The 23,603-nt window shown below is 72.1% G+C and carries 22 protein-coding genes; 6 read left to right on the top strand and 16 right to left on the bottom strand.

All coding sequences use genetic code 11. The features are described 5' to 3' along the window. Positions 1-32: 32 nt before the first annotated feature. Entirely contained in the window at positions 33-1,106 is a 1,074-nt protein-coding gene (locus ABIA38_RS07595; protein WP_424637848.1) for an alkene reductase, read from the bottom strand. A 235-nt stretch (positions 1,107-1,341) separates the two neighbouring features. Continuing rightward, a complete protein-coding gene (locus tag ABIA38_RS07590; protein WP_424637671.1) occupies positions 1,342-2,334 on the bottom strand; it encodes an Lrp/AsnC family transcriptional regulator in 993 nt (330 codons plus the stop codon). Between the two features lie 180 nt (positions 2,335-2,514). Between ABIA38_RS07590 and ABIA38_RS07585 the strand changes: the two genes are divergently transcribed. Further along, entirely contained in the window at positions 2,515-4,068 is a 1,554-nt protein-coding gene (locus ABIA38_RS07585; RefSeq protein ID WP_424637670.1) for an MFS transporter, read from the top strand. Positions 4,069-4,119: 51 nt separating this feature from the next. Here ABIA38_RS07585 and ABIA38_RS07580 read toward each other — a convergent pair whose 3' ends face one another. Further along, positions 4,120-4,650, bottom strand: a complete 531-nt coding sequence (locus ABIA38_RS07580; protein WP_424637669.1) for an RICIN domain-containing protein — start codon at positions 4,648-4,650, stop codon at positions 4,120-4,122. A gap of 386 nt (positions 4,651-5,036) precedes the next feature. Here ABIA38_RS07580 and ABIA38_RS07575 point away from each other — a divergent pair, with 386 nt between their 5' ends. After that, complete coding sequence (locus tag ABIA38_RS07575; RefSeq protein ID WP_424637668.1) at positions 5,037-5,168, top strand: hypothetical protein; 132 nt, start codon at positions 5,037-5,039, stop codon at positions 5,166-5,168. Here ABIA38_RS07575 and ABIA38_RS07570 read toward each other — a convergent pair. Genes ABIA38_RS07570 through ABIA38_RS07560 form a run of 3 tightly spaced genes read right to left on the bottom strand, consistent with a single transcriptional unit; the run spans position 5,158 to position 6,129 of the window. Then, positions 5,158-5,502 (bottom strand): hypothetical protein, encoded by a 345-nt coding sequence (locus ABIA38_RS07570; RefSeq protein ID WP_424637667.1) that lies wholly within the window; start codon positions 5,500-5,502, stop codon positions 5,158-5,160. The genes ABIA38_RS07575 and ABIA38_RS07570 overlap by 11 nt on opposite strands. A 26-nt stretch (positions 5,503-5,528) precedes the next feature. Then, positions 5,529-5,915: an RNA polymerase sigma factor gene (locus ABIA38_RS07565; protein WP_424637666.1), complete on the bottom strand. Its 387-nt coding sequence runs from the start codon at positions 5,913-5,915 to the stop codon at positions 5,529-5,531. 4 nt (positions 5,916-5,919) lie between these two features. Continuing rightward, positions 5,920-6,129, bottom strand: coding sequence for a hypothetical protein (locus ABIA38_RS07560; protein ID WP_424637665.1), 210 nt, complete (start codon positions 6,127-6,129; stop codon positions 5,920-5,922). A 398-nt stretch (positions 6,130-6,527) separates the two neighbouring features. Here ABIA38_RS07560 and ABIA38_RS07555 point away from each other — a divergent pair, with 398 nt between their 5' ends. Both ABIA38_RS07555 and ABIA38_RS07550 read left to right on the top strand, forming a co-directional pair. Then, positions 6,528-7,478: a restriction endonuclease fold toxin-2 domain-containing protein gene (locus tag ABIA38_RS07555; protein ID WP_424637664.1), complete on the top strand. Its 951-nt coding sequence runs from the start codon at positions 6,528-6,530 to the stop codon at positions 7,476-7,478. 23 nt (positions 7,479-7,501) lie between these two features. After that, on the top strand, positions 7,502-7,957 hold the full coding sequence (locus ABIA38_RS07550) for a hypothetical protein (protein ID WP_424637663.1): 456 nt from the start codon (positions 7,502-7,504) through the stop codon (positions 7,955-7,957). A 186-nt stretch (positions 7,958-8,143) separates the two neighbouring features. On the opposite strand, the gene ABIA38_RS07545 is transcribed toward ABIA38_RS07550, so the two are convergent. From ABIA38_RS07545 to ABIA38_RS07520, 6 genes are all read right to left on the bottom strand, one after another. Beyond that, on the bottom strand, positions 8,144-9,235 hold the full coding sequence (locus ABIA38_RS07545; protein WP_424637662.1) for a hypothetical protein: 1,092 nt from the start codon (positions 9,233-9,235) through the stop codon (positions 8,144-8,146). A gap of 7 nt (positions 9,236-9,242) precedes the next feature. Continuing rightward, positions 9,243-9,761 (bottom strand): SigE family RNA polymerase sigma factor, encoded by a 519-nt coding sequence (locus ABIA38_RS07540; protein WP_424637661.1) that lies wholly within the window; start codon positions 9,759-9,761, stop codon positions 9,243-9,245. A gap of 103 nt (positions 9,762-9,864) precedes the next feature. Beyond that, on the bottom strand, positions 9,865-11,652 hold the full coding sequence (locus ABIA38_RS07535; RefSeq protein WP_424637660.1) for a glycosyl transferase: 1,788 nt from the start codon (positions 11,650-11,652) through the stop codon (positions 9,865-9,867). Then, a complete protein-coding gene (locus tag ABIA38_RS07530) occupies positions 11,649-12,398 on the bottom strand; it encodes a glycosyltransferase (protein ID WP_424637659.1) in 750 nt (249 codons plus the stop codon). Before ABIA38_RS07530 ends, ABIA38_RS07535 begins: the two co-directional genes overlap by 4 nt. A gap of 71 nt (positions 12,399-12,469) precedes the next feature. Continuing rightward, positions 12,470-15,355: a helix-turn-helix transcriptional regulator gene (locus ABIA38_RS07525; protein ID WP_424637658.1), complete on the bottom strand. Its 2,886-nt coding sequence runs from the start codon at positions 15,353-15,355 to the stop codon at positions 12,470-12,472. A gap of 186 nt (positions 15,356-15,541) precedes the next feature. After that, a complete protein-coding gene (locus tag ABIA38_RS07520; RefSeq protein ID WP_424637657.1) occupies positions 15,542-16,609 on the bottom strand; it encodes an LLM class flavin-dependent oxidoreductase in 1,068 nt (355 codons plus the stop codon). Between the two features lie 284 nt (positions 16,610-16,893). On the opposite strand from ABIA38_RS07520, the gene ABIA38_RS07515 reads away from it, so the two are divergent. Further along, positions 16,894-17,082 (top strand): thiazolylpeptide-type bacteriocin, encoded by a 189-nt coding sequence (locus tag ABIA38_RS07515; protein WP_424637656.1) that lies wholly within the window; start codon positions 16,894-16,896, stop codon positions 17,080-17,082. 37 nt (positions 17,083-17,119) lie between these two features. After that, complete coding sequence (locus tag ABIA38_RS07510) at positions 17,120-17,308, top strand: lantibiotic protein (protein WP_424637655.1); 189 nt, start codon at positions 17,120-17,122, stop codon at positions 17,306-17,308. A gap of 150 nt (positions 17,309-17,458) precedes the next feature. On the opposite strand, the gene ABIA38_RS07505 is transcribed toward ABIA38_RS07510, so the two are convergent. The 4 genes from ABIA38_RS07505 to ABIA38_RS07490 all read right to left on the bottom strand — a co-directional run bounded on the left by ABIA38_RS07505 (position 17,459) and on the right by ABIA38_RS07490 (position 23,596). Continuing rightward, positions 17,459-19,447, bottom strand: a complete 1,989-nt coding sequence (locus tag ABIA38_RS07505; protein WP_424637654.1) for a TOMM precursor leader peptide-binding protein — start codon at positions 19,445-19,447, stop codon at positions 17,459-17,461. Next, entirely contained in the window at positions 19,444-20,265 is an 822-nt protein-coding gene (locus tag ABIA38_RS07500; protein ID WP_424637653.1) for an ABC transporter permease, read from the bottom strand. The genes ABIA38_RS07505 and ABIA38_RS07500 overlap by 4 nt, the downstream gene beginning before the upstream one ends. Further along, on the bottom strand, positions 20,262-21,323 hold the full coding sequence (locus tag ABIA38_RS07495; RefSeq protein ID WP_424637847.1) for an ABC transporter ATP-binding protein: 1,062 nt from the start codon (positions 21,321-21,323) through the stop codon (positions 20,262-20,264). The genes ABIA38_RS07500 and ABIA38_RS07495 overlap by 4 nt, the downstream gene beginning before the upstream one ends. A 1,208-nt stretch (positions 21,324-22,531) precedes the next feature. Then, positions 22,532-23,596, bottom strand: coding sequence for a lantibiotic dehydratase C-terminal domain-containing protein (locus ABIA38_RS07490; RefSeq protein WP_424637652.1), 1,065 nt, complete (start codon positions 23,594-23,596; stop codon positions 22,532-22,534). Between the last annotated feature and the right edge of the window lie 7 nt (positions 23,597-23,603).

Here is a 23,603-nt window from a genome sequence, read left to right as displayed (position 1 = left end):
ATCGGCAATCGGCGACGGGCGGTCGGCGGCGGTCAGGCGGCCGAGTCGAGCGTCGGGTAGTCGGTGTAGCCGCGCTCGTCGCCGCCGTAGAAGGTGGCCTTGTCGGCCGTGTTGTACGGACCGCCCGCCTTGATCCGCGCGGGCAGGTCGGGGTTGGCCAGCCATGCCTCGGCCAGCGCGACCGCGTCGGCCACGCCGTCCGCAAGCGCTGCGGCGGCGATCTCCGGCGTGCCGGGGAAGGACTCCGGCGTCGGGTGCGCGCACACGATCAGCACCCCCGGCCAGGCCGCCCGGATCAGCCGGGTGATATCGCGGGTGAGGATCTCGAACACGTGCAGGTAGGCCAACGGCGTGCGGGCGAGCGCGTGCACAAGCGCGGTGTACAACTCGGTGGTGTCGCTCTCGGCGATCCCGTTGAAGGTGATCCCGGGCGACAGGCGCACGCCGACCCGCTCCGGCCCGATTGCCTCGGCGACCGCCGCGACCACCTCAAGGGTGAACCGGATCCGGTTCTCGATCGAACCGCCGTACTCGTCGGTGCGCGTGTTGGCGCCGTCGGCGAGGAACTGGTGCAGCAGGAAGCCGTTGGCCGCGTGCAGTTCGACGCCGTCGAAGCCCGCGTCCAGCGCGTTGCGCGCGGCGCCGACGAAGTCCGCGATCGCGGCGCGGATGTCGTCGTGGCCCATCTCGCGCGGCGTCGGGTGGTCGAGCAGGCCGGCGGCGGAGAACATCTGCTCGCCGGACGCGATCGGCGACGGGCCGACCGGGTGTGCGCCGTCCGCGTACAGGCTCGGGTGGCCGATCCGGCCGCAGTGCACGAGCTGGGCGACGATCCGCCCGCCCTCGGCGTGTACCGCTTCGGTGACCGGAAGCCAGGCCGCGACCTGGGCGTCCGTGTGCAGGCCGGGGGTCAGGACATACCCCTGGCCCAGTTCGCTGACCTGGGTGGCCTCGGTGATGATCAGGCCCGCCGACGCGCGCTGCGCGTAGTACTCGGCGGCCGAGGCCCCGACCAATCCGGCGTCGTTCGCCCGGCTGCGCGTCATCGGCGCCATCACCAGGCGGTTCGGCAGTTCCAGTTTGCCGACGGTCAGCGCATCGAACATTTCGGCCACGGTGGTGCTCCTCCATCGAGAAGCCCTCGTCGCGGATGCAACGAAGGCACCCCTCGACTCTCGGCCACGCACGAGTGCGGAACAACGCCGGATCACGCAACGAACGCACCGCGTGACTGAATGATCGACGCCGCACCCGCACGCCCACCACGCGCCGCCCGAACGTCCACCTCAGCGCCCGGGTCGAAGTCCCCGTCCACGTCCCCGTCCACGCCCGCCGCGTGTTTCAGCGCCGCCTGCGCGGCAAACGCATCGGGCCTTCGCGCTTGAGCGTCTCCACGATCGGGGTGGTCTCCACGCCGGTGATCCCCTCGACCGAGCCGAGCGAGCGGGCGAGGAAGTCGTACAGATCGCCGGTGTCCCGACACAGCACGCTGACCAGGAAGTTCGCCGATCCGGTGGTCACCGCGGCGAAGCACACCCGGGAATCGGCCGCCACCACTTCGGCGACCGTCTCCAATGCGGACGGACGTACCGACATCCACAGGAACGCGGGCGTCCCGTAGCCCAGGTTCGCCGCAGCCGTCTCCACCTCGAAGAACAACACCCCCGCGCCGCGCAGCAGTTCCACCCGGCGTCGGACCGCGGACTCGGAACTGCCGCAGGCCCGGGCCAACTCCGCGTACGACGCCCGCCCGTCCCGGGCCAACTCGGCGAACAACACCTGATCGCCGTCCGCCCACGCGGGTGGCGGCGCGTCCCACGACACCGGCGGGGCCGTCCGGTTCATCGCCTCCACCTGATCGGCCGTCAGTCCCCGGTTGAGCGGCTGCCAACTGGCCGGCCCGCCGACGACCGAGCGCAGCACACAGTGCACCTCGAGCCCGGTGACCCCGGCCGCGCGGCCCAACTGCCGCAACAACTCGTCGCCGTGCTGCTCCGGACCCTGCGGCCGGGTCACGCAGATCAGCTCGGTGCCGGCCGGCAGCAGGTGCAGCCAGGACACGTCCGCCCGCCGGCCGAGGCCCTGGGCCACCGCCTCCACCACGTCCGGAACGCAGGCCACCCGCAACACCCACGAGGTCTGGCCGGTCCGCCGGGTGTCGTTGATCGCCACCACCCGCATCGCGCCGCTCGTCCGCATCCGGTGATAGCGGCGCACCACGGTCGCGTCGGACACCCCGAGCACCTCGGCGATCCGCGCGAAGGACGCCCGGCCGTCCAGGTCGAGGGCGTGCACGATAGCCCGGTCGATCGTGTCGAACTCGATTGATTCCACCGACCCGAGACTAGCGATGGAGGAAATCCGCCGCGCGGCCGGTAACGACTCGACTCGATCCCGCGCATCCACGACTGTTTCCGTCAGCAGCCCGAGCGGAGCATGTCACCTCCGACTCGTGCCGCTTCATGCCGTCGAAGTCGTCGGGCAGTCGGGGATTCAGGAATTCAAGGAGTCATCGTGCGCAAGTGGGGACCGCTCTTCGCGGTCTGTCTCGGATCGTTCATGCTGCTCGTGGACCTCACCATCGTCATCGTCGCACTGCCCGACATGGGCGCCGACCTGGGCTCCTCCTATGCCGGTCTGCAATGGGTGCTGGACGCCTACTCGCTCGCCCTGGCCGCGCTGCTGCTCGGCGCCGGATCGCTCGCCGACCGGGTCGGGCGCAGGCGGGTGTTCGTGTGCGGCACGGTGTTGTTCACCGTGGCATCGCTGCTGTGCGCGCTGGCCACGGACAGCGCGGCGCTGATCGCGGCGCGCGTCGTCCAGGGCGTCGGCGGCGCGGCGATCTTCGCCACCACGATCGCCCTGCTCGGACACGCCTATCAGGGCCGCGATCGTGGCGTCGCGTTCGGTGTGTGGGGGTCGATCAGCGGCGCCGCCGCCGCGGTGGGTCCGATCATCGGTGGGCTGCTCACGCAACACCTGGGCTGGCAGGCGATCTTCCTGATCAACCTGCCCATCGGCGTGCTGACCGTGGTGTTGTCCCTGCTGGTGCTCACCGAGTCGCACGGGAATCGCGCGGCGCGCCCGGATCCGGCCGGGATGCTCACCTTCACGCTCGGCGCGGCGCTGTCGACCTACGGCTTCGTGCGCGCGGGCGGCGAGGGGTGGACCGAGGGCACGACGGTGGGTGTGTTCGCCGCCGCGCTGTGTTCGTTCGTGCTGTTCGCCCTGGTGGAGAGCCGGGTCGCCGAGCCGATGATCGAGTTGGCGCTGTTTCGACGGGCGTCGTTCAGCGGGGTCATGGCGGTCGGGCTGCTCGTCCAGTTCTCGGCGTTCGCCTATTTCCCGCAGCTCTCGGTGTGGCTCCAGTCGGTGCTCGGCTACAGCCCGGTCGGGGCCGGGCTGGCGCTGCTGCCCCTGGCCGGCGTCTCGTTCGTGGTCTCCGCGTTGGCCGGCCGTTACCTGCACAGCGTGGGACCGCGGTGGCCGCTGGGGATCGGCGCGGTGTTCGTCGGCGGCGGCGCCCTCGCGCTGACCCTGGTCGACGGCGGCTCGGACTGGACGGCGCTGCTCCCGGGCCTGGTCCTGGCCGGCGTGGGGGTCGGGCTGGCCATGCCGCAACTGGCCGGTGCCGCACTGGCGTCGGTGCCGCCGGCGCGGTCCGGGATGGCCGGCGGCGCGCTGAACACGTTCCGTCAGCTGGGCTTCGCGTTGGGCATCGCGGTGACGGGCGTGATCTTCCGGGGTGGGGCCGAACACTCGCTGCGCGACGCCGCGCCGCTCGGCGGTGACCCGCACGCCACCGCCGAGGCACTGGGCGGCGGGCAGGCGCAGCACCTGGTGGCGACGGCGCCGGCGGGCACTCGGGATGCGCTGCGCGGCGCGCTGGAGGACGCGTTCGCGACCGGGTTGGATCGTACGTTCGTGGTGTGCGGGGTGCTCGGGATCGTGGCGGGTGGGCTGACGCTGCTGACGGTACGCGGCTCCGCCGGGCCCAAGGGCCGGCCGGCGCCCGACCGCGAACCGGCACCGGCGACCACGCCCGCTTCCACCGCCGCGTCGGGGTGAGCGCCGACGCCGGTGCACCTTCGCGGGGCGCACCGGCGTCGGCCGCCCGGATCAGGCCGCCGGCGTCAACCACATCTGGTTCGGCACGTTCTTGGGCCCGTAGAGCTTCACCTGGTAACCCCATTCCTCGCTGTCGCCCGGCATGTCGAGCGCCATGGACTGGACCCCGCTGTTGATCCGCACTGCCCCGTTGTCGGCGTACATCGGCGACCACTGCTGGTTGTACGTGCTGTGGCAGAAGTAGATGATCAGGCCGGCGCCGGGGTCGCCGTTGGGCACGTCGAGGCACGTGTGGCTCTTGGCGTTGACGATGCGCCTGCCGCCGTACGCGTCCAGCTCGGTGTACCACTTCTGGTCGGCGTTGCCGTTGCACGGCCACTGGATCACGCGGGTGCCGTCGTCCTCGTGGCCCCCCTCGGTGCCCAGGCACAGCGGGGTGTGGCCGGCGGGCAGCACCCGCTGCAGCCGGAACTGGCCGTCGGGCAGAACACCCGCACTGGCACTGCCCGTTCCGGTGGCGACGGCGGCCATGGCGACGCCGAATACGCCGATGGTGGTGGCTATCTTTTTACCCAGGCTCATTACATTCCCCGTTCGATTTCGATGGTTCACGGCCCGGTGGGGCCTGCCACAAGTCTTTGCGGCCCATCAAAATCGATCAACAACGATCACCTGAAGCCTTCGCAACCAACAAGGAACCATCGGATGCCGAACTCCCGGTACAGCAAAGGGAGTTGCGCCGACAATAATTGTCGCGTCCACTTTCCCGAAATCACCGATCCGGGCGGTATCGAGTCAGGCAACATCGATCGCAAAAAAGGCGACGGCCCGGCCGACCGCGAATGCGGACGTGAACCGGGCCGGACCCGTGTGCACCGCGCACGGGGCGGAACTGCCCACCGCAGCACGGCTCTGCGTACTCTGGCGGTACCTGAAATTCGCGAGCGCTGTCCGTCGACGTCGCCACGTTGACCTCGCAGCCGTATCTGCACGAACTGCGCGAGGACCGACTGGATGCGCTGATCAATCCAATCCGCGAGGTGCTCGACCTGTACGACATCGGCGTCGACTCACATGGTTCCGGAGCCGCTACCGACTGACGGTGGCCGGGCCCGGTTGCCCGACGTAGATGCCGCTGCCGACCGGTGATTCCTGGGAGCGGTTGCGGAGGTCTTCGATGTCGATGGCCGGGGGCCAGCAGGTGTCGTAGGACCAGCGCACTCCGTCGAGGTCCGTAGGTGCGAGGTCCTCGGAGCGCAGGTCGGCCCCGATGAAGTCGTTCAGGAACGCATCGAGCCAGCCCGGCGACCGCAATCTGTGACGAGGGGGCGGGGAGTTCAGAGTTCGGGGGATCAAGACCTGGAACGCGGTGACGCACCAGTCGAGGAGATCCGCCAGATCCTGACGTGCCCCGCGTACATGGGCGATACGCACCTCTCGGTTCTCCATTGCCCGTGTGGTCAGCGCTGCAACGCCCTTGGCCCAGGGCTGAGGGTCGCGCAGGGGGCCGGGGCCGGTGTGTGCTGCGATGCGATGCAGTTTCGCATCCTCGAGCGCAACAGGTCACGGGAGGCGACGGTGCGGATCCAGGCACGCGGGTCGTGGATCTCGTTCCAGCTGCGGTACGCCTTGGCCATCGCCTCCTGGGCGAGGTCGGCTGCCAGTGCGGTCGAGGCGCCCTGTCGCATGAGGAACGCGGTCAGGGGGCGGATGTGGTCGCGGTAGAACTCGCTGAAGGCCGCGTCGGTCTTGTGGCGGCGGAGCAGATCGCGTGACCGCAGAGCAGCGGCGATGTCGGTGGAGGCCGGTGGTCCGGCGGTTGAGTCCGCGCCCTCGTGGTCGTCCACCTCTTCAGCGCCCCCTCGCCGGGATCTCGACGTGCAAGCGGATGCGGTGGCCGTCCGGGAAGTGCTCCTCGACGTGGAGCAGTCCGCCGCTGCCGACCGTGTGCACGGCGGACGGCACGTATCGGCCCCGGGCCGGTTCACGCCGCCCCCACCACCGTGTGGGCAGCAGCGCACATACCTTCGCGACGATGGTTGCCTGTGTCCAAATGTCCATCGGCCACCTCTCCCTCGACGGGTCCGTACGGGCCCTCTTGGTAAGTAAGAGCCGGCTGCACGCGTTTGCGTCAACCCGAGCTCCCGACCACGAGTGAGGAGAAGGCGTACACGCGGCTGCTCGGGGCGCCGACTGCGCGCCGATGTCGCCGAACCTGTCGATGAGACACCGGGGTTGCTGTACGTCCAACCCCTGATCGGCCGGCCGGTCCGGGGTTCGGACAGGTCGTCGGTCCCAGGTGAGTGGTCGACACAGTCACCGGGCTGCCGCAGACCGATCATCGCGCACGGAACCGGGTCGTTCTACCTGGGCAGGGTCGGCGACTGCCTGCGCGGTCCGGTGAACGAATCCTCCCGCCGATCGCCCCCGTCCGGTGAACGGGCACGTCGACGTCCGCCGTGGAACTGTTCGTCGGCTACCAGCCGGCGCCGAACGTACCCACCGACTGCGCCACCCCGGTCGCCAACCTGGCCGCGGCCTGCCGGCAGCTCGCCCAGGCATGCGACAACTACGCCGCCCACGTGAAGAAGGACCAGAACGACTTCCACTTCCCGCCCCGCGTGTTCGGCGGCCCCGACGACCTCAAGAACGCCGTGCTGTCCGACCCCGTCATCAGGGCCCTGGGCGACCTCCCGCCCATCCTCGACAGCACACGCGCCAGGGTCGTCTTTCCCCAAGGCAGCGGCGGAGCGCCCGGGTTGCCCGGCCTGCCGCCCGTCCTCCCCGTCCCCGTCCCGATCGCGCCCGTGCCGGTGGCCCTGGCCTCCACCACGAACATGAGCCTCGCCGGATTCTTCACCGGAACGTTCGGCCAACCGCCCCCGGTCGACCCGACACTGATCACGCCGCCGCTGCCACCGCCCCCGGGAACCCCGCTCCTGACTCCGCAGGAGCGCGCACGATTCGACGCCTGGCGGGCCGGACCGACCAGCCACTCGTTCGCCAACAACCGCGACGAGAAGGACCCGGACAACGCCTACCAGCGGCGGACCGCCGGATACCCCGAATACGACCTTCCCCTGCCCGGCACGGAGAAGAAGATCCAAGCGGACGGACTGCGCCCCGAGGACGGCGCGATCGTCGAGGCCAAGAACGTACGCAACACCAAGTCGACGTGCCGCACCGAAGTCAGACTCGCCGACTCGAAGGTCAACGAACCCATGATCCGGGACCAGAACATCTTCGAACAGGACGACTCCGAGATACGCCGATACAACGACGCCGTCACCGAGTCCGAGGGCCGGATACGCAACGTCGAACTCCACACCAACCACGCGCCGAGCGTGGCCTACTGGCAGGTCCTCATGGCTGCCCACCACACACCCGGACGCGTCGTCCTGACCCCCTGACCACACACGCAGCCGGAGGATCGATGACCGACCCCGCCACCTACGCCACCCACTGGTTCCTCGCCCCAGCCGACGGCCACCCCTGGGGACTGACCGCCGAGGACCTCGCCAGGGACCTCGCCCGACGCCCCGACGCCGTGTGCACGACACACCGCACGATCGCCGGACGGGACAGAATCGAGTTCGGTTTCCCCGTCGGAGACTGGATGTTCAGCGGCGCCTACGCCCCCGACCGCGAATCCCTCACCCTCGAGATGTGCACCGCCCTCGCCGCCGCCGAAGTCCTCACCACCTGGTTCCTCGGCGTGCTTCCCCCCGGCGCCGAAATCGTGTTCAACACCCAGGACGGCGTCGAGAACGGCTACGGCGACACCGACTACGTCCTGCCCCACGGCGGAGGGACCATGGCCGTCGCCCGCGTTCTCGGTGATCACCTGCGGCAGGTGTGGAGCACCGACCGTACGACCGACGCGTCGTGACCCCCGGGCACGTCGAGTGGGCCCGCCGGCGCGGCTGTACTGCTTCGACGAGCCCGCAACGGCAGGCACTCGTCCGCGGGGGCGCCGACGCGTTTCGGTCCGGGTGAGCAGGGGCCCGGGCGTGGCGCCGAACTCCGCTCCGGGGCCAGGATGTTCCGGCGTTGCCGGACGCCGCTTCGGGCGTGTTCACCGGCCCTGTGGGGTCGGGCCGCCCCAGCTGGAGGTGGGCGAACCCGTCGTGGGCGCGCGCGTGGTGGGCAAGGATGTCGAGCTTGCGGTGGTCGACACGGGTGGGAGTGTCGGTGGGATGGACGGGGTCCCGGTGGTCTGGTGGTTGCCGGTGACCGTGGTTGCGCTCAGCAGGGCGCGTAGTCGGCCGGCGTCGATGGCCGGTTGGGATTCGGCGAAGGTGCCGTCCGGGCGGGTGATTCGGTCGGGGAGTGGGCCCGGTTCGCCGAGGGGTGGGGCGCCGACGCCGATGGTGAACGAGGGTGGTTCGGTGCCGTCGGGGGCCGGCGGGTCGGTGGTGCCGAAGCGCAGTGCGTACCGGGTCGACCGGTCCGCGCCCATCGGGGTCACCACGGCGATCAGGTGTTCCCCCGTTCGCAACGCGCCCTCGGGCAGCGACAACGGGCCGGTGACCGGGAGGCGGGCGCCCGGCTGGACGCTCTCGGCGATCTGGTGGATACGTTCGGCGTCGGCGGCCGGGCCGACCATGGTGGCGATCGCCCACGCGCCCGGGGCCCACTGCCAGGCCAGTTCGAGCCGGCCGCCGCCCGGGTCGGGGCCGATCAGCCAGGCGGCCGGGCGGTCGTGTACCGGTGGGGCGACGGGACGCGCCGCCGGGTCCGGGGTCGGCGGCCGGCTCGGCGCGTACATCGTCACGGACGCCGGGGTGGCGACCGACCCCGCGGCCGCGTCCACCCGTTCCGGGCCCAGGACCACCCGCTGGCGGTAGCGGCCGGTCTCGTAGGACAGCGGCGTGAAGCCGCCGGCCGAGCCGACCCGAAAGGCCCGTTCGCGGACGTCGAATGCATGGCCCGAGGCAGGTCCGGGCCGGTCGTGGTGTCCGGGGGCGGCGATCACCGCGGCGACCAGGGCCACCAGGGCCACCGCGACCGCGCCGGCCGTCACCGCGATCGCCCGGCGGAGCAGTACCGCGCGGCGGCCGTCGCGGATCGCGCGGGCGAGGTTGACGCCCGGTTCGTCGGTGCCGATGTGCGGTGCTTCGCGCAGTGCGGCCAGCAGTAGGACGCCCTCGTACTCGTCGGTGTCCATCGCCCGCCTACTCCCCTTCCCAGCGGGCCACGACGGGCCCGTCCAACAGTGTGCGCAGCCGCGCGAGGCCGAGTGAGGTCTGGCTCTTCACCGTGCCCGGCGAGCAGTTCAGGATCTCGGCCACCTCGACGACCGGCAGATCGCACAGGAAGCGCAGCACCAGGACGACCCGCTGTCGGGGCGGGACCCGGGACAACGCGATCCGGACCGCGTCGCGCGTCTCCACATCGGGGCCCGGCGGTGCGGCCGGCAGCGGGGTGTCCTGTGGGGCGCCGGTGAGCCGGACCCGGGCCCAGGCCAGTCGGCGTTCGTTGAGGAACGCGCGGACCAGCATGCGGTGTACGTAACGATCCAGGTCGTCCGCGGCACTTGCCCGCCGCCAGTGCACGTACAGGCGCGTGATGGTGTTCTGCACGATGTCGTCGGCGCGGTGCGGATCGCCGCACAACAACCGGGCGACCCGGCGCAGCGCGGGCAGGCGGGCGGCCACGTACTCGGTGTACGCGTGTTCCTCGCTTGCTCGCACCCTGCTCCGCCCCGATTTTCCCGTACCCGTATCCGTACCCGGTTCACTGTTCGTCCCGTCCATCCTGGTGGTGCGCTCCCCGGTCCGGTACGGCGCGGCCCGCTCAGCCGGCACCGGCCGCGCCTCCTGCCCGGACGTCCCACACCCATACCCCGCCGGTGGCCTGCCCGGGTCCGAGCAGCCGGTCCACGGTCGCGCGGAGCGCGTCGGCGCGGGTGTGCGGTCCCAGTACCACCGCGTCCGCGTGCCAGTAGGCCAGGTCCGCGCGGGCCTGCTCCCGGTCCCGGTCGGTCACCGCCGGTACCGGGCCGCCGTCCCGGACCGCGCGCAGCAGGTCGGACGTGGGGCGGGTGACCGCGCCGTAGCCGCCGAGTCGGTCCGGTCCGAAGGGGCCGACGAAGTAGCCCTCGGCGAGCGGGAAGCCGAGCCCCGCGCGCACCTGCCAGCCCAGCGCGCGGGCGTCCGAGGTGTCGGGCAGCGGCACGGTGACGATGGCCCGGCCGGGGTCGGCGAAGCGGCGCCAGGTGCCGTCGGCGAAGAACGCGGGTGTGGGTGCGCGTGCCTCGGCGGCCAACGGTTGTGGCAGCAGCGGCAGTAGCGCCTGGAGCGCGGCGACGCACCACACCAGGCGGATCCGCCGATCGCCGGTGCGGGCGGCGGTCTGCGCGGCCAGGGCGAGCAGGATGCCGAGCACGGGGACGCACACCATGGTCAGCCGACTCTCCAACACCGACTCGTACAGCGGCAGTTGCCCGACCCATCGCCACGGCCCGGCGATCCCGGTGGGTTCGCCGTCGAGAACGACCTCGGGGCCGAGGGACAACAGCGCGGCGCCGAACAGGGTGCCGGCGAGGGCCTTGATCAGCGCCCGGCGCCACAACCCGGCCAGGATCGCGATCGCCAGGATGAGCAGCGGCCAGCCGAAGAAGGCGTTCTCCTCGGTGCGATTGAGCGACAACCGCGCGGATTCGGTCGGGTTGCCGGCGAGTGAGCGGTCGGCGTAGGCGGTCAGCGCGGAGAGGTCGTTGCCCGCCGGACCGTGCAGGAGGTTGGTGTAGCTCTGCGGCCCGGTGAACTGCCACCACAGCGGATAGGCGACGAGCACCGCGCACAGTGCCGCGCCGACCGCGAGTCCGCGCGCGAGCGCGGGTAGTGCGGCCCGCGCGGCGGCGGGTGCGGCGCCCGCGTAGGTGATCGCGAACAGCGCGATCCCGGTCGCGGCCAACAGCAGTGCCTCTTCGCCGAGATAGACCTGATACGCCGTCAACAGGCCGAGCAGCACGCCGTCGCGGATCGGTCGGGCGCCGCCGGCGACGCGGATCAGCCGGTCGATGATCAGTGGGATGCCGAACAACACCGCGAGGTTGGGGTGTGCGTTGGCGTGCGAGATCATCGGCGGCGCGAATGCGCAGAAGGCGCCGCCGAGTGCGGCGGCGGGCCGCGAGTCGACCAGGTGTCGGGCGATCAGGTGGTACCAGGCGGCGGCCGTCGCGGTCAGTCCGCCGGTGAGGACGAGCGCCCAGGTCGCGGCCGGGCCGAACAGCCAGGTGATCGGCGCGAGGGGGATGGCCAGGCCCGGCATCGAGGTGTTGGCCATCAGGTTGACCCCGGCCGGGTGGTTCTGGAGCGTGGTGAACAGCGGATTGTCGCCGTGTGCCAGGGCACGCGCGGTCACCGCGAAGAACCACTCCCACTGGTACTGGTCCTGGCCGCTGTCCACCAGGTAGCGCCCGCCGGGACCGCCCGCCCACAGGCCGCGGTACAGGAGCAGTGCGGCGGCCAGGTAGGCGGCGTACGCGAGCACGTCGACCACCCGCGCCGGCCGGGCGGTGGGTGCGGTGGGCGCGGCGGGCGGGCATGGCGGTGCGAGGGCCTCGCGGAGCGCGATCATGCGGCTCGGCCCGGCGGGATCCGGGCCGGGGCCGGTGCGCCGGGCGCGGTCGCACCCGGCGTCGGAGGTGGCCCGTAGCGCAGTCGGATCCGGGCCAGGTCGCCGAGCACCGCGACGCAGTGCCCGGCGCGGAGCTTGGAGCCGTCCTGGTGGGTCCAGGCCACCGGCACCTCGACGACATGCCAGCCGAAGCCGAGGAAGATTCGGAGCACTTCGATGTCGAAGGCCCACCCGTCCACGCTCGCCCGGGCGAACGCGGCCCGGGCCCGGTCGCCGTCGAACAGCTTGAACCCGCACTGGGTGTCCACCGTGCCGGGCAGCGCGAGAGCTCGGATCAGTCGCCCGCCCACCTCGGACAACGCCCGGCGCAGCGGCGGTCGGACCACCGCGAGGGCCGGGCCGCGGGAGCCGATCGCGGCGTCGAATCCGGCGTCGAGCGCGGCGCACAGGCGGGTCGATTCGGCGATCGGGGTGGCCAGATCGGCGTCACACAGCAGCACTCGGCGACCGCGCGTGAGCGCGACGCCGACCCGTACGGCGTGCCCCTTGCCCCGATTGTCCGGGTGCCGCACGACGCGTACGCGCGAATCGTGCCGGGCCGCCGCGATGGCGATGGTGTACGTATCGTCGGTGGATCCGTCGTCGGAGAGGACGAGTTCCCACCGGACCCCGAGGTCGTGCAGATGCCCGAGTACCGCCGCCAGGGTGGCCGGCAGTCGCCGCGACTCGTTGAACACGGGGATCACGACCGACAGTTCGAGCGCATCGTTCGCGCAAGGTGTTCGCTTCACATCACCGGGACCGCTGTGGGCGCCGGTCACGTTGTGTGAGGTGGGTCACGTCGGGCGTCGGATCGGGATCCGTCGCGGGTCGACCCGGCGGCCAGGCGGCGGGCGATGCCCGCGCGCGAGGAGACGCCGAGTTTGGCGAGCAGCCGGGTGACGTGGGTCTCCACGGTGCGGGGGCTGAGGAACAGGCGGGCGCCGATCTCCTGGTTGGTCAGCCCCTGGGCGACGAACTCGGCCACCTGCGACTCGCGTTCGGTCAGCACCGGCGGTCCGGCGCCGTCCCGGGCCGGCCGGCGGGCGGCCAGTTGGCGGGCGGCGCGGGCCGCGCGGGTCTCCAGCCAGGTCGCGCCGTGGGTGCGGAACAGGGCGCGGGCCAGGCCCAGTGCGGTGCGCGCGTCGTCGGCCCGGTCGGCGTGGTCGGCCACCTCGGCGGCCCACAGGTGGGCCTGGCCGACCTGGATCGGCTGGCCCGCGGCCTCGAAGCAGCCGGCCGCGCGGGCCGCGTCGAGGCCGGCCGCGATCGGGTCCTTGAGCGCGTCGGCGAGTCGACTGCGGGCCAGCAGCGCGGTGCCCAGTTGCCCGGACAGGCCCATCTCCTCGGCCACGGTCACCGCGTGGTCGGCGCACTGCACGGCCCGGTCCTGGCGGCCGCTCGCCAGGGCGAACCGGGCGGCCTGCGACCAGCGGGTGGGCAACATCGGGTCGCGTTGCCGGTCCTGGTGCAGATCGAGCAGTGTGCCGACGTCCGGCGGTGGATCCATGCCCAGTTGCAGGCCCACGTCGAGAAGCATCGTGGTCACGCTGAGCGCGAACCACTGCGAGTCGGGGCCGGGCATCCGCCGGGTCTGTTCCCACGGGCCGCGCACCGCGTCCGGGCCCTCGGTCCACAGGAGGGCACGCAGGCGGACTGCGCGGGCCATCGCGAGCATGTCGCCGGCGCCGAAGGTGCGCGCGCTCTCCTCGGCGTCCTCGGCCGCCTCCAGCGCCTCGCCGAGCCGGCCGAGTCGGGTCAGGGTGCAGGCCTGGATCGTGTACAGGTGGGGCAGCGCGTAGTTGTGGCCGTAGGTGCGCGCCACCCGCACCGCCCGGTCCAGGCAGTACATCGCCCGGTCGTGGTGTTCGAGCAGGTAGGCCGTCCAGGTCAGGGGCGGTACCACCGCGTCCAGGATCCGGCGCAGGCCGTCCTCCGGCATCGCGTCCACGGCCCGGTCCGCGGCGGCGAGTTCGGCGCCGGCGCGGTCGATGTCGCCGTGCCCGGCGGCGGCCAGCGCCCGGAAGGTGCCGGCGGCGGCGTGCACCACCGGGTCCTGGGCGTGTTGGCCCCGGCCCAGCGAGCGGGCCCGTTCCAGGCCCAGGTCCACCCGGCCGTCCATCAGGTCCAGGGTGGCCAGTTCGATCAGGATCAGGGCGTGGTCGGGGCCGTCGGCGTCGGCGGCGGTGGCCTCCAGGAGGGCGTAGGCCGGGCGCGAGCGGCCCTGGATGCGGTTGCACTGGGCGAGCAGGGTGATCGTCTCGCGGTGGTGCGGGCCGACCCGGTCGAGCAGTTCCTGGAGTACCCGGCCGGCGGCGTCCAGCCGGCCCGAAGCCAACAGGGCCCGGCCGAGCAGGAGTTGGATGCGTACCCGCAACTCGGCGGTGCCCTGGTGGTGGGGCAGGGCGGCCAGCACCTTGGTGAACCAGTGCGCGCTGGTCGCCGGCGCCGAGGACAGCGCCGACTCGGCGGCCTCGGTGAGCACCGCGCAGGTGGCCTGGTCGCCCGGTCGCAGTGAGTGTTCGAGGTGTTGGGCCCGGGACATCAGCGGAGCCTGACATCGGGTCAGATGTACCGCGGCCCGGCGATGCGCGGCGATCCGCCAGCCCGGCCCGGCCAACCGGTAGGCGGCGGCGCGCTGCAGCGGGTGGCCGAAGCCGAACCGGTCGTCGCCGGCGACCAGGATGCCCCGATCGGTGAGCCGATCCAGGGTCGCCAGCACCCGTTCCTCGGGCAACTCGGCGATCGCGGCGGCCAGATCCGGGCCCACCTCCGGGCCGCCGACCGCCGCGGCCTGCACGACCAGTCGCTCGTCGGGGGTGAGTCGGCTCAGGTCGGCCTGGATGGTGTCGTGCATCAGTGCCGCCACCGCGTCCTCCACCGCCGGGGTACGACCGACCAGTGCGTCCACCGCCGGCGCCGGGAAGTCGGCGAGCAGCTTGAGGTAGAGCGGGTTGCCCGCGCTGGCCTCGGCCAGGATCCGCCGCCGGCCCGGCCGGACGTGCGGGAGCAGCAGATCCAGGTCGGCCGGCGCGAGCGGCGGGATCCGCAGCCGCTTCGGCGGCCGGGCAAGGCGGGCCAGCGCGTGGGCCAGCCGGGGTGGACACATCCCGGAGCGGTGGGCGAGGACCAGGCCCACCCGGTGGGTCGGCGGCCGGTGCAGCAGGAATTCGAGCAGCCCCAGGGACGCCTCGTCGGCCCACTGCACGTCGTCCAACACCACCCACAACGCGGGTCCCTGGTCGGCGAGGGTGTGCAGGGCCTCGCGAAAGCGCCGGTAGAGCCGGTGCTGCTCGACATCGGAGGGTGCCCACCGGCCGTCGTCCGTGCGCTCGGCGGCCGTGCTCAGCCCCGGCAGCGCGTCCATCGTGTCCAGGAACAGGCCGAACGGGACGACCTGTTCGAACTCGGTGGCCCGACCCTGGACCACCCGGTCGCCGCGCCCGCTCGCCCGCTCGCCCAACTCGGCCAGGAGTCGGCTCTTGCCGATCCCGGCCGGTCCGTCGATCACCGCGGCCCACGGGCGGTCCCCGGCCCGGACCATCAACTCCTCGACGGCGCGCAGTTCGGGTGCCCGACCGACGAACGGGGCCGCCGCCCATCCCTCGGTGTGCGCGGCGCCAGTCGAATCGGTCGGATCGTTCGGACCATCAGGAGCACGCACCGATACCTCCAACCCCGGGGGCAGCTGCGTTGGCAGGCTACGCGCGGGGCGGACGTGCGCACAGGGGTATGGGCGGGCTTTTTCCTACCGGTGGCCGGCTGTTCAATCGGCCGACCGCGGCCCGCCGGGCGAACCGCCCCGACCAGCCGAATCCCTTGATCCATGGGCGAGTTCACCGGGAACCGATCAGTCTCGCACGGCCGGCAGCACCTCGTCGACGAACAACCGCAGACTGCGCTGCATCGACGCGCCGGTCTGCCCGCCGAAGTCGATGTTCCACAACAGCACGTCGGGGGCGAATTCCTCGCGCAGCGCCCGGATCGACGCGATCACGGTCGCCGGCGAACCCACCACCGAGGTACCCGCGTCGCGCAGCGCCGCGTCGGTGATCCCGCCGAACTGCTCGCCCATCTTCTCGTAGCCCGGGTAGTTCGTGGACTGCACGCGCGACCACGAATCGGCCGCCTCGGCGGTGACCGCCAGATACTCCTGGAGGTGGGGGATCGCCTCGGCGTAGGCCGCCTCGTCCGTCTCGGCCACATACAGCGGCACGCTGATCGCCACCCGCGGCACCCGGCCGGTCCCGTCGTGGGCCGCCGCGAACGCCTCCCGATACGTGCCCACCAGCGTGCGGGTGTACGGCAGATCCCGGCGCAGCGGCGCGGGGGAGACCAGCAGCCCGAAGCCCTGCCGGCCCAGCCACGCGAAGCTCTGCCGCGATCGGGTGGCCGCGCCCCACACCGGCGGATGCGGACGCTGCACCACCTGCGGGGTCGAGGTGGCGTCGCGGTAGGCGAAGAACCGGGTGTCCTCGGTGACCTTGTCCTGGCTCCACAGCCGCAACACCGCCGCGATGGTCGCCTCGTAGCGCGCCCGGCTGGTGTCCAACGGCACGCCGAGCGCCTCGAACTCGTAGGGCAACCAGGCCCGGGCGAAGCCGACCTCCAGGCGCCCGTGGCTGAGCACGTCGACCATCGCGGCGTGCGCGGCCAGTTGGACGGGGTGGTGGAACGCGGGCAACACACAGCCGGTCATCAACCGCACCCGCTCGGTCTGCGCCGCCACCGTGGCCAGGAAGGTCAGCGGGCTCGGGCAGTAGCCGCCGTAGGTGCCCAGATAGTGCTCGGTCATCTTGACGTAGTCCAGGCCGCCCTCGTCGGCCTGCCGGGCCAGTCGCAGCGCGTCGTCGTAGTAGTCGACGGCCGAGCGCCGATCGGGCCGACAGTCCGGCAGAAACGAGATTCCGTGCTCCATTTCGGGCCCCAGTCTGCTCGATCGCGGGTGCGCGGCGAAGGCGCCGCGATCCCACCCTGCGCCGCGCCGCCGGCGAAACCGCTCACACATCGCCGGCACCCGCGCGCCGACCCGTCGGCGAAGTGCCGGCGACCCGACGGCCCCGCCGACAGTGCCGTGCGGCGCAATGGACTCGGGACGCGAAAACCCGTCCGTGTGCCGCGCGACCACCGGCACGACCAGCCGCACCCGAGCGCACGCCCGCCCGGCGTTCGGCATTCCGATCGAGCGAAGAGGACAACGCCGTGGAGAAGAACCTCGACCTGACCACGCTGGCCAAGGAGCTCCAGACGCTGGAGACCGAGACCTTCGAGATCCAGGACTACACCGAGACCAGCGACCTGTTGACCGCGCACAAGGCCGAGTCGATGTGCAGCACCAGCAGCTGCAGCACGTGCAGCAGCACCACCAGCACCACCAGCTGCTGCGCCTGACCGTCCCGCGAACCATCGCACCCGAAGGAGACCGACCATGGACGACAGCCTCGACCTGACCACGTTGGCCAAGGAGTTGCGGACGCTGGAGACCGAGACCTTCGAGATCCAGGACTACACCGAGACCGGCGACCTGCTGACCGCGCACAAGATGGAACCGTGCAGCTGCAGCAGCTGCACCAGCACCTGCAGCAGCACCACGAGCTGCACCAGCTGCTGCGCCTGATCGCACCCGGGCACCACGCACACGATGGGGTCGGCCGGGAGTTCCCGGCCGACCCCATCGGCCGTGTGCGGGTCGGGCGCGCATGCGAGAACGCGCGTACTCGTGGGGAACGAGTACGCGCGCCTGGGTCGGACGAGGTCCCGGGCCCGCTCACGGGAACGGATGGGGCACCCGATGCAGGTCGTGCTCGGTCAGGTCGTCCGTCCGCAGGCCCGCCCGGGTCAGCGCGGTACGCGTCCTGGGCATGCGCAATGCCCGCTGCCGGGCCCAGCCGAAGTCGATCGGCAGCAGTCCCGGTACGATCGCCCGCACCCCGCGCAGCCCCAGGCGGCGCTGTTCGGCCGAGGTCTGGTCGACCACGATCACGTCGTGCCCGGCCCGGACCAGCACGTCGCGGCAAAAGCGCACGTCGTCCAACAGGTCGCGGGACCTGGGCCGGCGGCGCGCCCAGTCCGCGTACACCTCGCCCAGCGGCCGGGTCGGACGCGGCGTCAGGTAGTGCTCGGCGTGCTGCGCCATCTCGGGCAGCCCGAACAGCGCGGCGTGGTCGTCGAGTTTGCGCACCAGGGAGAAGTCCCGCGCCATCGCCGCCAGTTCGGGGGTTCGGGTGGCGACGCTGCGGGCCAGGTGCGGGATGTAGGTGAGGATCTCGGACAGCGCCGCGTCGACCGCGCCCTCGGGGGACAGGCTCGCGCCGGCCGCAAAGGACAACAGTCCGGGCCCGCCGTCCCGGCGGATGGCCAGCCCTGTGACCACCGGCACCTCGAGGTCGATCCGGTTGTCGAAGACCCGGATGTCGTAGCCGAGCAGCGCGGCCCGGTCGATCATCACCGGCAGCCGGCGGTCGGTGCTGTCCCGCACGTCCAGTTCGGTCAGTGCGGCCCGGCCGTACCAGCCCAGCAGGAACGCGTCCCGCTCGATCACCTCCAACAGCGCGAACAGGATCGCCTCCTCCAGGCAACTCCCGCCCGCGCACCCGTTGGAGCACTCGAAGACGAAGTCGTCGTCCGGGTCGCCGTCCCCGTAATACGCGATCCGGGCGGGCACCAGGATCGGTCGCCGGTCGCGCAGCGAGCAGCCCCAGACCCAGCGGATCGGCCGGTCCGGGTCGAACGGTTTCAGGTGCGGGTCCTCGGCGTAGGTCCGCGGCGCGTAGGTGCCGCAGTCGCGCGGGTCAAGGGCGGCGTCGCCGAGGTTGGCGTAGGAGTCGACCACGGGCGAACCCAGGCCGGTTCGCGGCGAGTTGCCGGCCCAGCGTTCCAACCCCTCGAGGAACGCCAACTCCCGGCTCAGGCCGAAGGAGTTCGCCTGGCCGCTCCAGGTCAGCTCGTGCAGTCCGCTGTACGAGCGGACCAGTGCGCGGCCGGCGACCGGCGAGGTGGTGGGCGAGCCCAGGTGCGGTGCGGTGGCGGGACCGAGCGCGCCGCACACCTCGTTGGCCAGCGCGCCGGCGGGCAGCGCGTAGTCCTGGGGGCGGCACAGGCGGTACGTGTCGGCGGCCGGTCGCGGGCGCGAGCGCAGGCACAACAGCGCGAGCGCGGCCTGTCGGGCGTGCTCGGGGTCGCGCCGCTCGGGGTCCGCGGCCGAGCAGGCCGGACACAGCGCTTCCGGGAGCAGTTCGAAGGTGCGTACGGCGGGCGACTCCAGGTCGATCCGGGTCACCCTGGCCACCCCGCCGGCGGGCGCCGCGCGCGGCTCGCCGTACGCGGCCTGGTAGCACGCCCACACCGTGTCCACCAGATGGTCGGTGAGGACCGGCCAGACCCCGGCGGCGCGCGGCGCGCCGGGGCCCTCGAGTGCCTCGCGCAACAACTGCGGGCGCAACCGCTGCCAGCGAATCGCCAGGCACAACCCGCAGGCCGGCGGCGCCCCGCCCGGCGCCCGCGCGTCCGGGTCCGGCCCCCACGGCCCGACCAACACGGCCTGCGGGGTCAGATGCACGTCGGCCCGGCGATGGACCGCGACGGTGTCCTCGGCGGGTCGGCTCAGCAGATCCGATACGCCCAGGACCGCGACGATCGGGCCCGGCGGCCCCGCCCCCTGCCGCGCGGCCCGAGCCCGGAGCAACTCCTGGAGCGCGCGCCGGGTTTCGGTGTAGGGGAGGAGGGGTCCGGTGTCGGTGGTCGGCACGGGATTCACGCGTCGTCACTCCAGCGGAAGAGTTTGGTGGCGAACACGCAGCACACGGCCGTGAACACGGCCAGCGCGGCGCACGGCAGGACGATCGACCCGGGGCCCCTGTTGCCCGAGAGCACGCCGGCCACACCGTCGGTCATATAGCGCAACGGCAGCAGCCGGGAGAACAGTTGCAACCACTGCGGACTGCCGTCGATCGGATAGAACGTGCCCGACGTGAAGATCATCGGCAGCATGATGAAGTTGCCCATCGCGGCCACCGCCTCCAGGGAGGAGGTATAGGTGCCGACGACCAGGCCGAGCGAGAAGAACGCGGTCACCCCGAACAGCACGACGGGCAACACCAGGATCGCCTCGCCGGCCACGTGCAGCCCGAAGATCGGCAGGACGGCGACGCCGGTGAAGAACACCACCTGGACCAGCGCCACCCCGAGGGCGACCAGGAAGCGCGAACCCAGGATGGTCGGCACCCGTGTCGGGGTCATCCGCAGCAGCCGCAGCACCTCGGTGTTGCGCCAGTGGGCCAGCGTGTAGGCGACACCGAACAGCGCGCCGTTGGCCACCGCCCAACACAACACGCCCGGTGCGAGATAGTCGATCATCCGGTGCGAGTCGTACGTCTGCTTGCCGAACAGCAGCCCGAAGACCACCAGGAACGCCAGCGGGAAGGCGAACGTGAAGAACAGCGTGGTGCGATCGCGGACGAAGGACTTGGCCGCCGCGGCGGACAACGCGTGATAGCCCCCCGGGCCTTTGCCGCCGGTCGTGCCCTTCGGGCCGGTCGGGCCGGTCGGGCCCGGGGTCGCGGTGATGCCTTTCATACCTTGAACTCCGTTCCGGTCAGCCGGAAATAGACGTCCTCCAGGGACGGGGCCCGGGTCCGGACGGCGCTCTCGCCGACCCGCGCGGAGACCGCGGAGAGCACCGGGACCAGGGTGCGGGTGGCGATCACCACGGAGTCGCCCTCGGCGACGGCGGTGTCCACGCCCGCGATGTCGCGCGCGTCCTCGGCGGACAACCGCCCTCCGGGCACCACCAGGCGCAGCGGCTCGTCCAGGTCGTCGACCAGGGTCTGCGGGCAGTCCAGGGCCAGCACCCGGCCGGCGCGCATGATGGCGACCCGGTCGCACAGCGCCTCGGCCTCGTCCAGGTGGTGCGTGGTGTAGACGATGGTCTTGCCCTGGTCGCGGATCTCCCGCAGCAGCGCCCACAGATCGCGCCGGGCCTGCGGGTCCAGCGAGGCGGTGGGCTCGTCCAGGAACAGCAGTTCGGGATCGTGGGTCAACGCCGCCGCGATGCCCAGGCGTTGCCGCTGGCCACCGGACAACCGCTCGACCCTGGTCTGCGCCTTGTCGGTCAGGCCAACTCGATCGAGCACCTCGCGGGCCCGGCCCGGGCGGGCGCCGTAGAGCGCGGCCACCGTCTCCAGGTGCTCGGCCGCGGTGAGCCGGGTGAAGAACGCGGCGGCCTGGGTCTGCACACCCACCAGCGGGAGCAACTCCATGTTCCTGGGCCACGGCGAGCGACCGAGCACGACGGCCGTGCCGGTGTCGGCGCGCCGCAGACCCTCCATGATCTCGATCAGGGTGGTCTTGCCGGCCCCGTTGGGGCCGAGCACGCCGAACAACTCGCCGCGGTGCACGGTCAGCGACACGTCCACGACGGCTTCCAGGTCGCCGTACCGCTTGCCCACTGCGTCGAGCCGCACCGCCGGTCCACCGGCGGAATCGCGGGCTTTCACGTTGCGCTCCTCACTGCGGATGTACGGGGTGGGCGGGGCCTGCGGGACGGGGCTCGGCGCGGCGGCGGCGGGCTCGGGTTCGGGCACGGGTGCGGGCGTGGTCTCGGGTCGCGCTGCCGCCGCCTGCTCGGCCGCCATGGTGTCCCGGAACCGCAGGCCGACGTAGCGCAGCACGGCCAGGGTCAGCAGCGCGGGCACGATCAGGTGTCCGTACGGGGCCGGCACGAAGTGCGCGAAGCTCGCGTCCGTCGCGAGCAGCGTCCCGGTCACCAACACGATCAGGAGTACGCAGTAGGCCGGGTAGACCACCCGCATCCGGCGCGGATAGTGGGTCGGGAACGGGCCGCGCCGCGCGGTCGCCCGGCCGACCGCGCCGACGAAGCGCAGACTCTCGGTGGCCAGCCTGCTGGTTCGCAGTGTGTGGCCGAGCAGCACGTAGCCGTCCCACGGCGGCATCGGCAGCAGGTTGAGCAGTGCCTCGATGCTGCCCAGGAACAACATCGCGCTCAGCGCGACCCGGGTCGGGTCGTCGGCGGGCAGGGCCAGCCACAGGCCGAAGAACGGCAGCAGGAATACCAGGTTCATCAGCACGCCGGCGCTCGCGGTGGCCAGCTTCGGCCGGCGGCCGGGCAGCAGCGGGACGCCCTCGACCGTGCAGTACATCGCCGAGATCGGGAACCACCACTTGATGCCGATCTCCGACGGCGGCGCGCCGAAGTGCCGCCCGACCAGGCCGTGGCTCAGCTCGTGCAACCCGGCGCTGCACCACAGCAGCACCATCACGATCATCGCCAGGTCCGGCCGGTGATAGAACCGCCCGGTCTGCTGGGCGAGTTCGGGCACTCGGGTGAGCAGGAAGCCCTCCATCGCGAGCACCGCGACGAGCAGCGGGACGAGCACCGCAGGGGTCAGCACCCGGCGCAGTCGCGCGTACACCCGCTCGACCAGCGGCCCCGGATCGCGGGACAGCACCACTCGGCCCTGGAACACGTTGCCCTGGACGGCCTTGGGCGGTATCGGGTTTCCGGCCTCGTCGACGGGTGGCGCCGGTTCGGGTCGTGCCGAGCCGGCGAGCAGTCCGCGGCTGCCGAGCAGTGCGAGCAGTTGCCGCCAGCTGTCGTCGCCGAGCCGGCGGTGGAAGTGCGCGGCGTACGCCTCGCCGATCTCGGCGAGCGTGCGGGTGCCGTCGAGGCGGGAGAGTACGAAGTGTTCGCGGGCGCCGATCTCGTACATCCTGGGTCCGTTGCCGACCACGTGGATCGTGGTCGCGCCGCGCAGCAGCGGCTCGCCGATGACCACGTCGGGCCGGCGGGCCGGGCGCAGTTCGAGCAGGGTGGGGGCGGTCATCACGACACCGCCGAGGCGTCGGCGTCGCGCAGCGCGTTGGCCAACACCTGGGACAGGTAGGCCTCGTCGTCCAACGTCACGTAGAGCCGGTTGTTGGTCATGTGGATGTACGGGAACAGCAGTCGCCCGGCGGCCTGGTCCGGATCGGTGATCCGCTGCTCGCGCCGGCCCTCCCAGGACTCGAAGACCAGTTCGCCGCGCACCGCCAACTCGGCGACGCGCCTGCGCAGTTCGAGGCCGTGCTCATACCACGCGCCGAGCACCGCGGGCAGCGCCTGCGGGGTGTCGGAGGTCAGTGCCTCGCGCACCTGTACGTAGCGCCGGGCGACCCGGTCGCCCATCCGCTCGTAGGCCCGGGCGTAGTCGGCGTCGCGGATGAAGTCGGTCTCGTCCAACGAGCCGCTCCAGAAGTCGTGGTAGCTCTGGAAGAAGCCGAGCGCGGCGGCCGGGTCGGGGAGGAACGCGGTGGTGGTGACCATCATCAGCTGCGCGGACAACCCCAGGAGCATCGCCCGCACGTGCAGGTTCATCGTCTGGTTCGCCGCGATGACCAGGTCGCTGGACCGCTCGAAGTGCCACTCGGCGAGCGCGACGCCGGCCGGGCCGCCGTACTTGCCGTACTCGGGCTCGTAGCGCTCGTCGCTGAACGTGTTGGTCGGGCGCAGCCGCATCCGCCCGTCGGCGTCCTGGTACCGGAGCCGTTCCTCGGGGGTGAACTCGAGATCGAAGAGGGTGTCCGCGGCGACCGCGGAGAAGTCGTGCTGCACCTCGTAGAGCGCGGGCCGGCGGCGCAGGAACGTGCGCAGCGCCTCCTCCGTGCGCCGGTGCACGGTCTCGGCGACGGCGGCCGACGCGGGCTTCAGGCGCAGTCGCAGGTGCGGGCCCTCGACCCAGTAGTTGATGAAGAAGTAGCCGGCGATCAGCCGCTCCGCGCGCAGGGCCTCGACGAGGGGTTGCACGCAGTCGACGATCAGGGGTCGCGAACTCGCGGCGTAGAAGACGTGCACGCTCTGCCATGCGCCCGGTGGGGCGGTGGGTGCGGCCGGTGTGCCGGTGGGGTTCATGCGCGGA

The sequence above is a fragment of the Embleya sp. AB8 genome, assembly GCF_049739465.1.
Taxonomy (GTDB): domain Bacteria; phylum Actinomycetota; class Actinomycetes; order Streptomycetales; family Streptomycetaceae; genus Embleya.
Note: the sequence above shows the minus strand (reverse complement) of the source record. Positions and strands in the feature narration are given on the sequence as shown.

What these genes read in the sequence shown, in the direction of transcription:
- ABIA38_RS07595 (WP_424637848.1), bottom strand. Translation starts at nt 1,106, where the DNA reads ATGTTCGATGCGCTGACCGTCGGCAAACTGGAACTGCCGAACCGCCTG.
- ABIA38_RS07580 (WP_424637669.1), bottom strand. Translation starts at nt 4,650, where the DNA reads ATGAGCCTGGGTAAAAAGATAGCCACCACCATCGGCGTATTCGGCGTC.
- ABIA38_RS07560 (WP_424637665.1), bottom strand. Translation starts at nt 6,129, where the DNA reads ATGGACATTTGGACACAGGCAACCATCGTCGCGAAGGTATGTGCGCTG.
- ABIA38_RS07550 (WP_424637663.1), top strand. Translation starts at nt 7,502, where the DNA reads ATGACCGACCCCGCCACCTACGCCACCCACTGGTTCCTCGCCCCAGCC.
- ABIA38_RS07545 (WP_424637662.1), bottom strand. Translation starts at nt 9,235, where the DNA reads ATGGACACCGACGAGTACGAGGGCGTCCTACTGCTGGCCGCACTGCGC.
- ABIA38_RS07535 (WP_424637660.1), bottom strand. Translation starts at nt 11,652, where the DNA reads ATGATCGCGCTCCGCGAGGCCCTCGCACCGCCATGCCCGCCCGCCGCG.
- ABIA38_RS07520 (WP_424637657.1), bottom strand. Translation starts at nt 16,609, where the DNA reads ATGGAGCACGGAATCTCGTTTCTGCCGGACTGTCGGCCCGATCGGCGC.
- ABIA38_RS07510 (WP_424637655.1), top strand. Translation starts at nt 17,120, where the DNA reads ATGGACGACAGCCTCGACCTGACCACGTTGGCCAAGGAGTTGCGGACG.
- ABIA38_RS07500 (WP_424637653.1), bottom strand. Translation starts at nt 20,265, where the DNA reads ATGAAAGGCATCACCGCGACCCCGGGCCCGACCGGCCCGACCGGCCCG.
- ABIA38_RS07495 (WP_424637847.1), bottom strand. Translation starts at nt 21,323, where the DNA reads ATGGCGGCCGAGCAGGCGGCGGCAGCGCGACCCGAGACCACGCCCGCA.
- ABIA38_RS07490 (WP_424637652.1), bottom strand. Translation starts at nt 23,596, where the DNA reads ATGAACCCCACCGGCACACCGGCCGCACCCACCGCCCCACCGGGCGCA.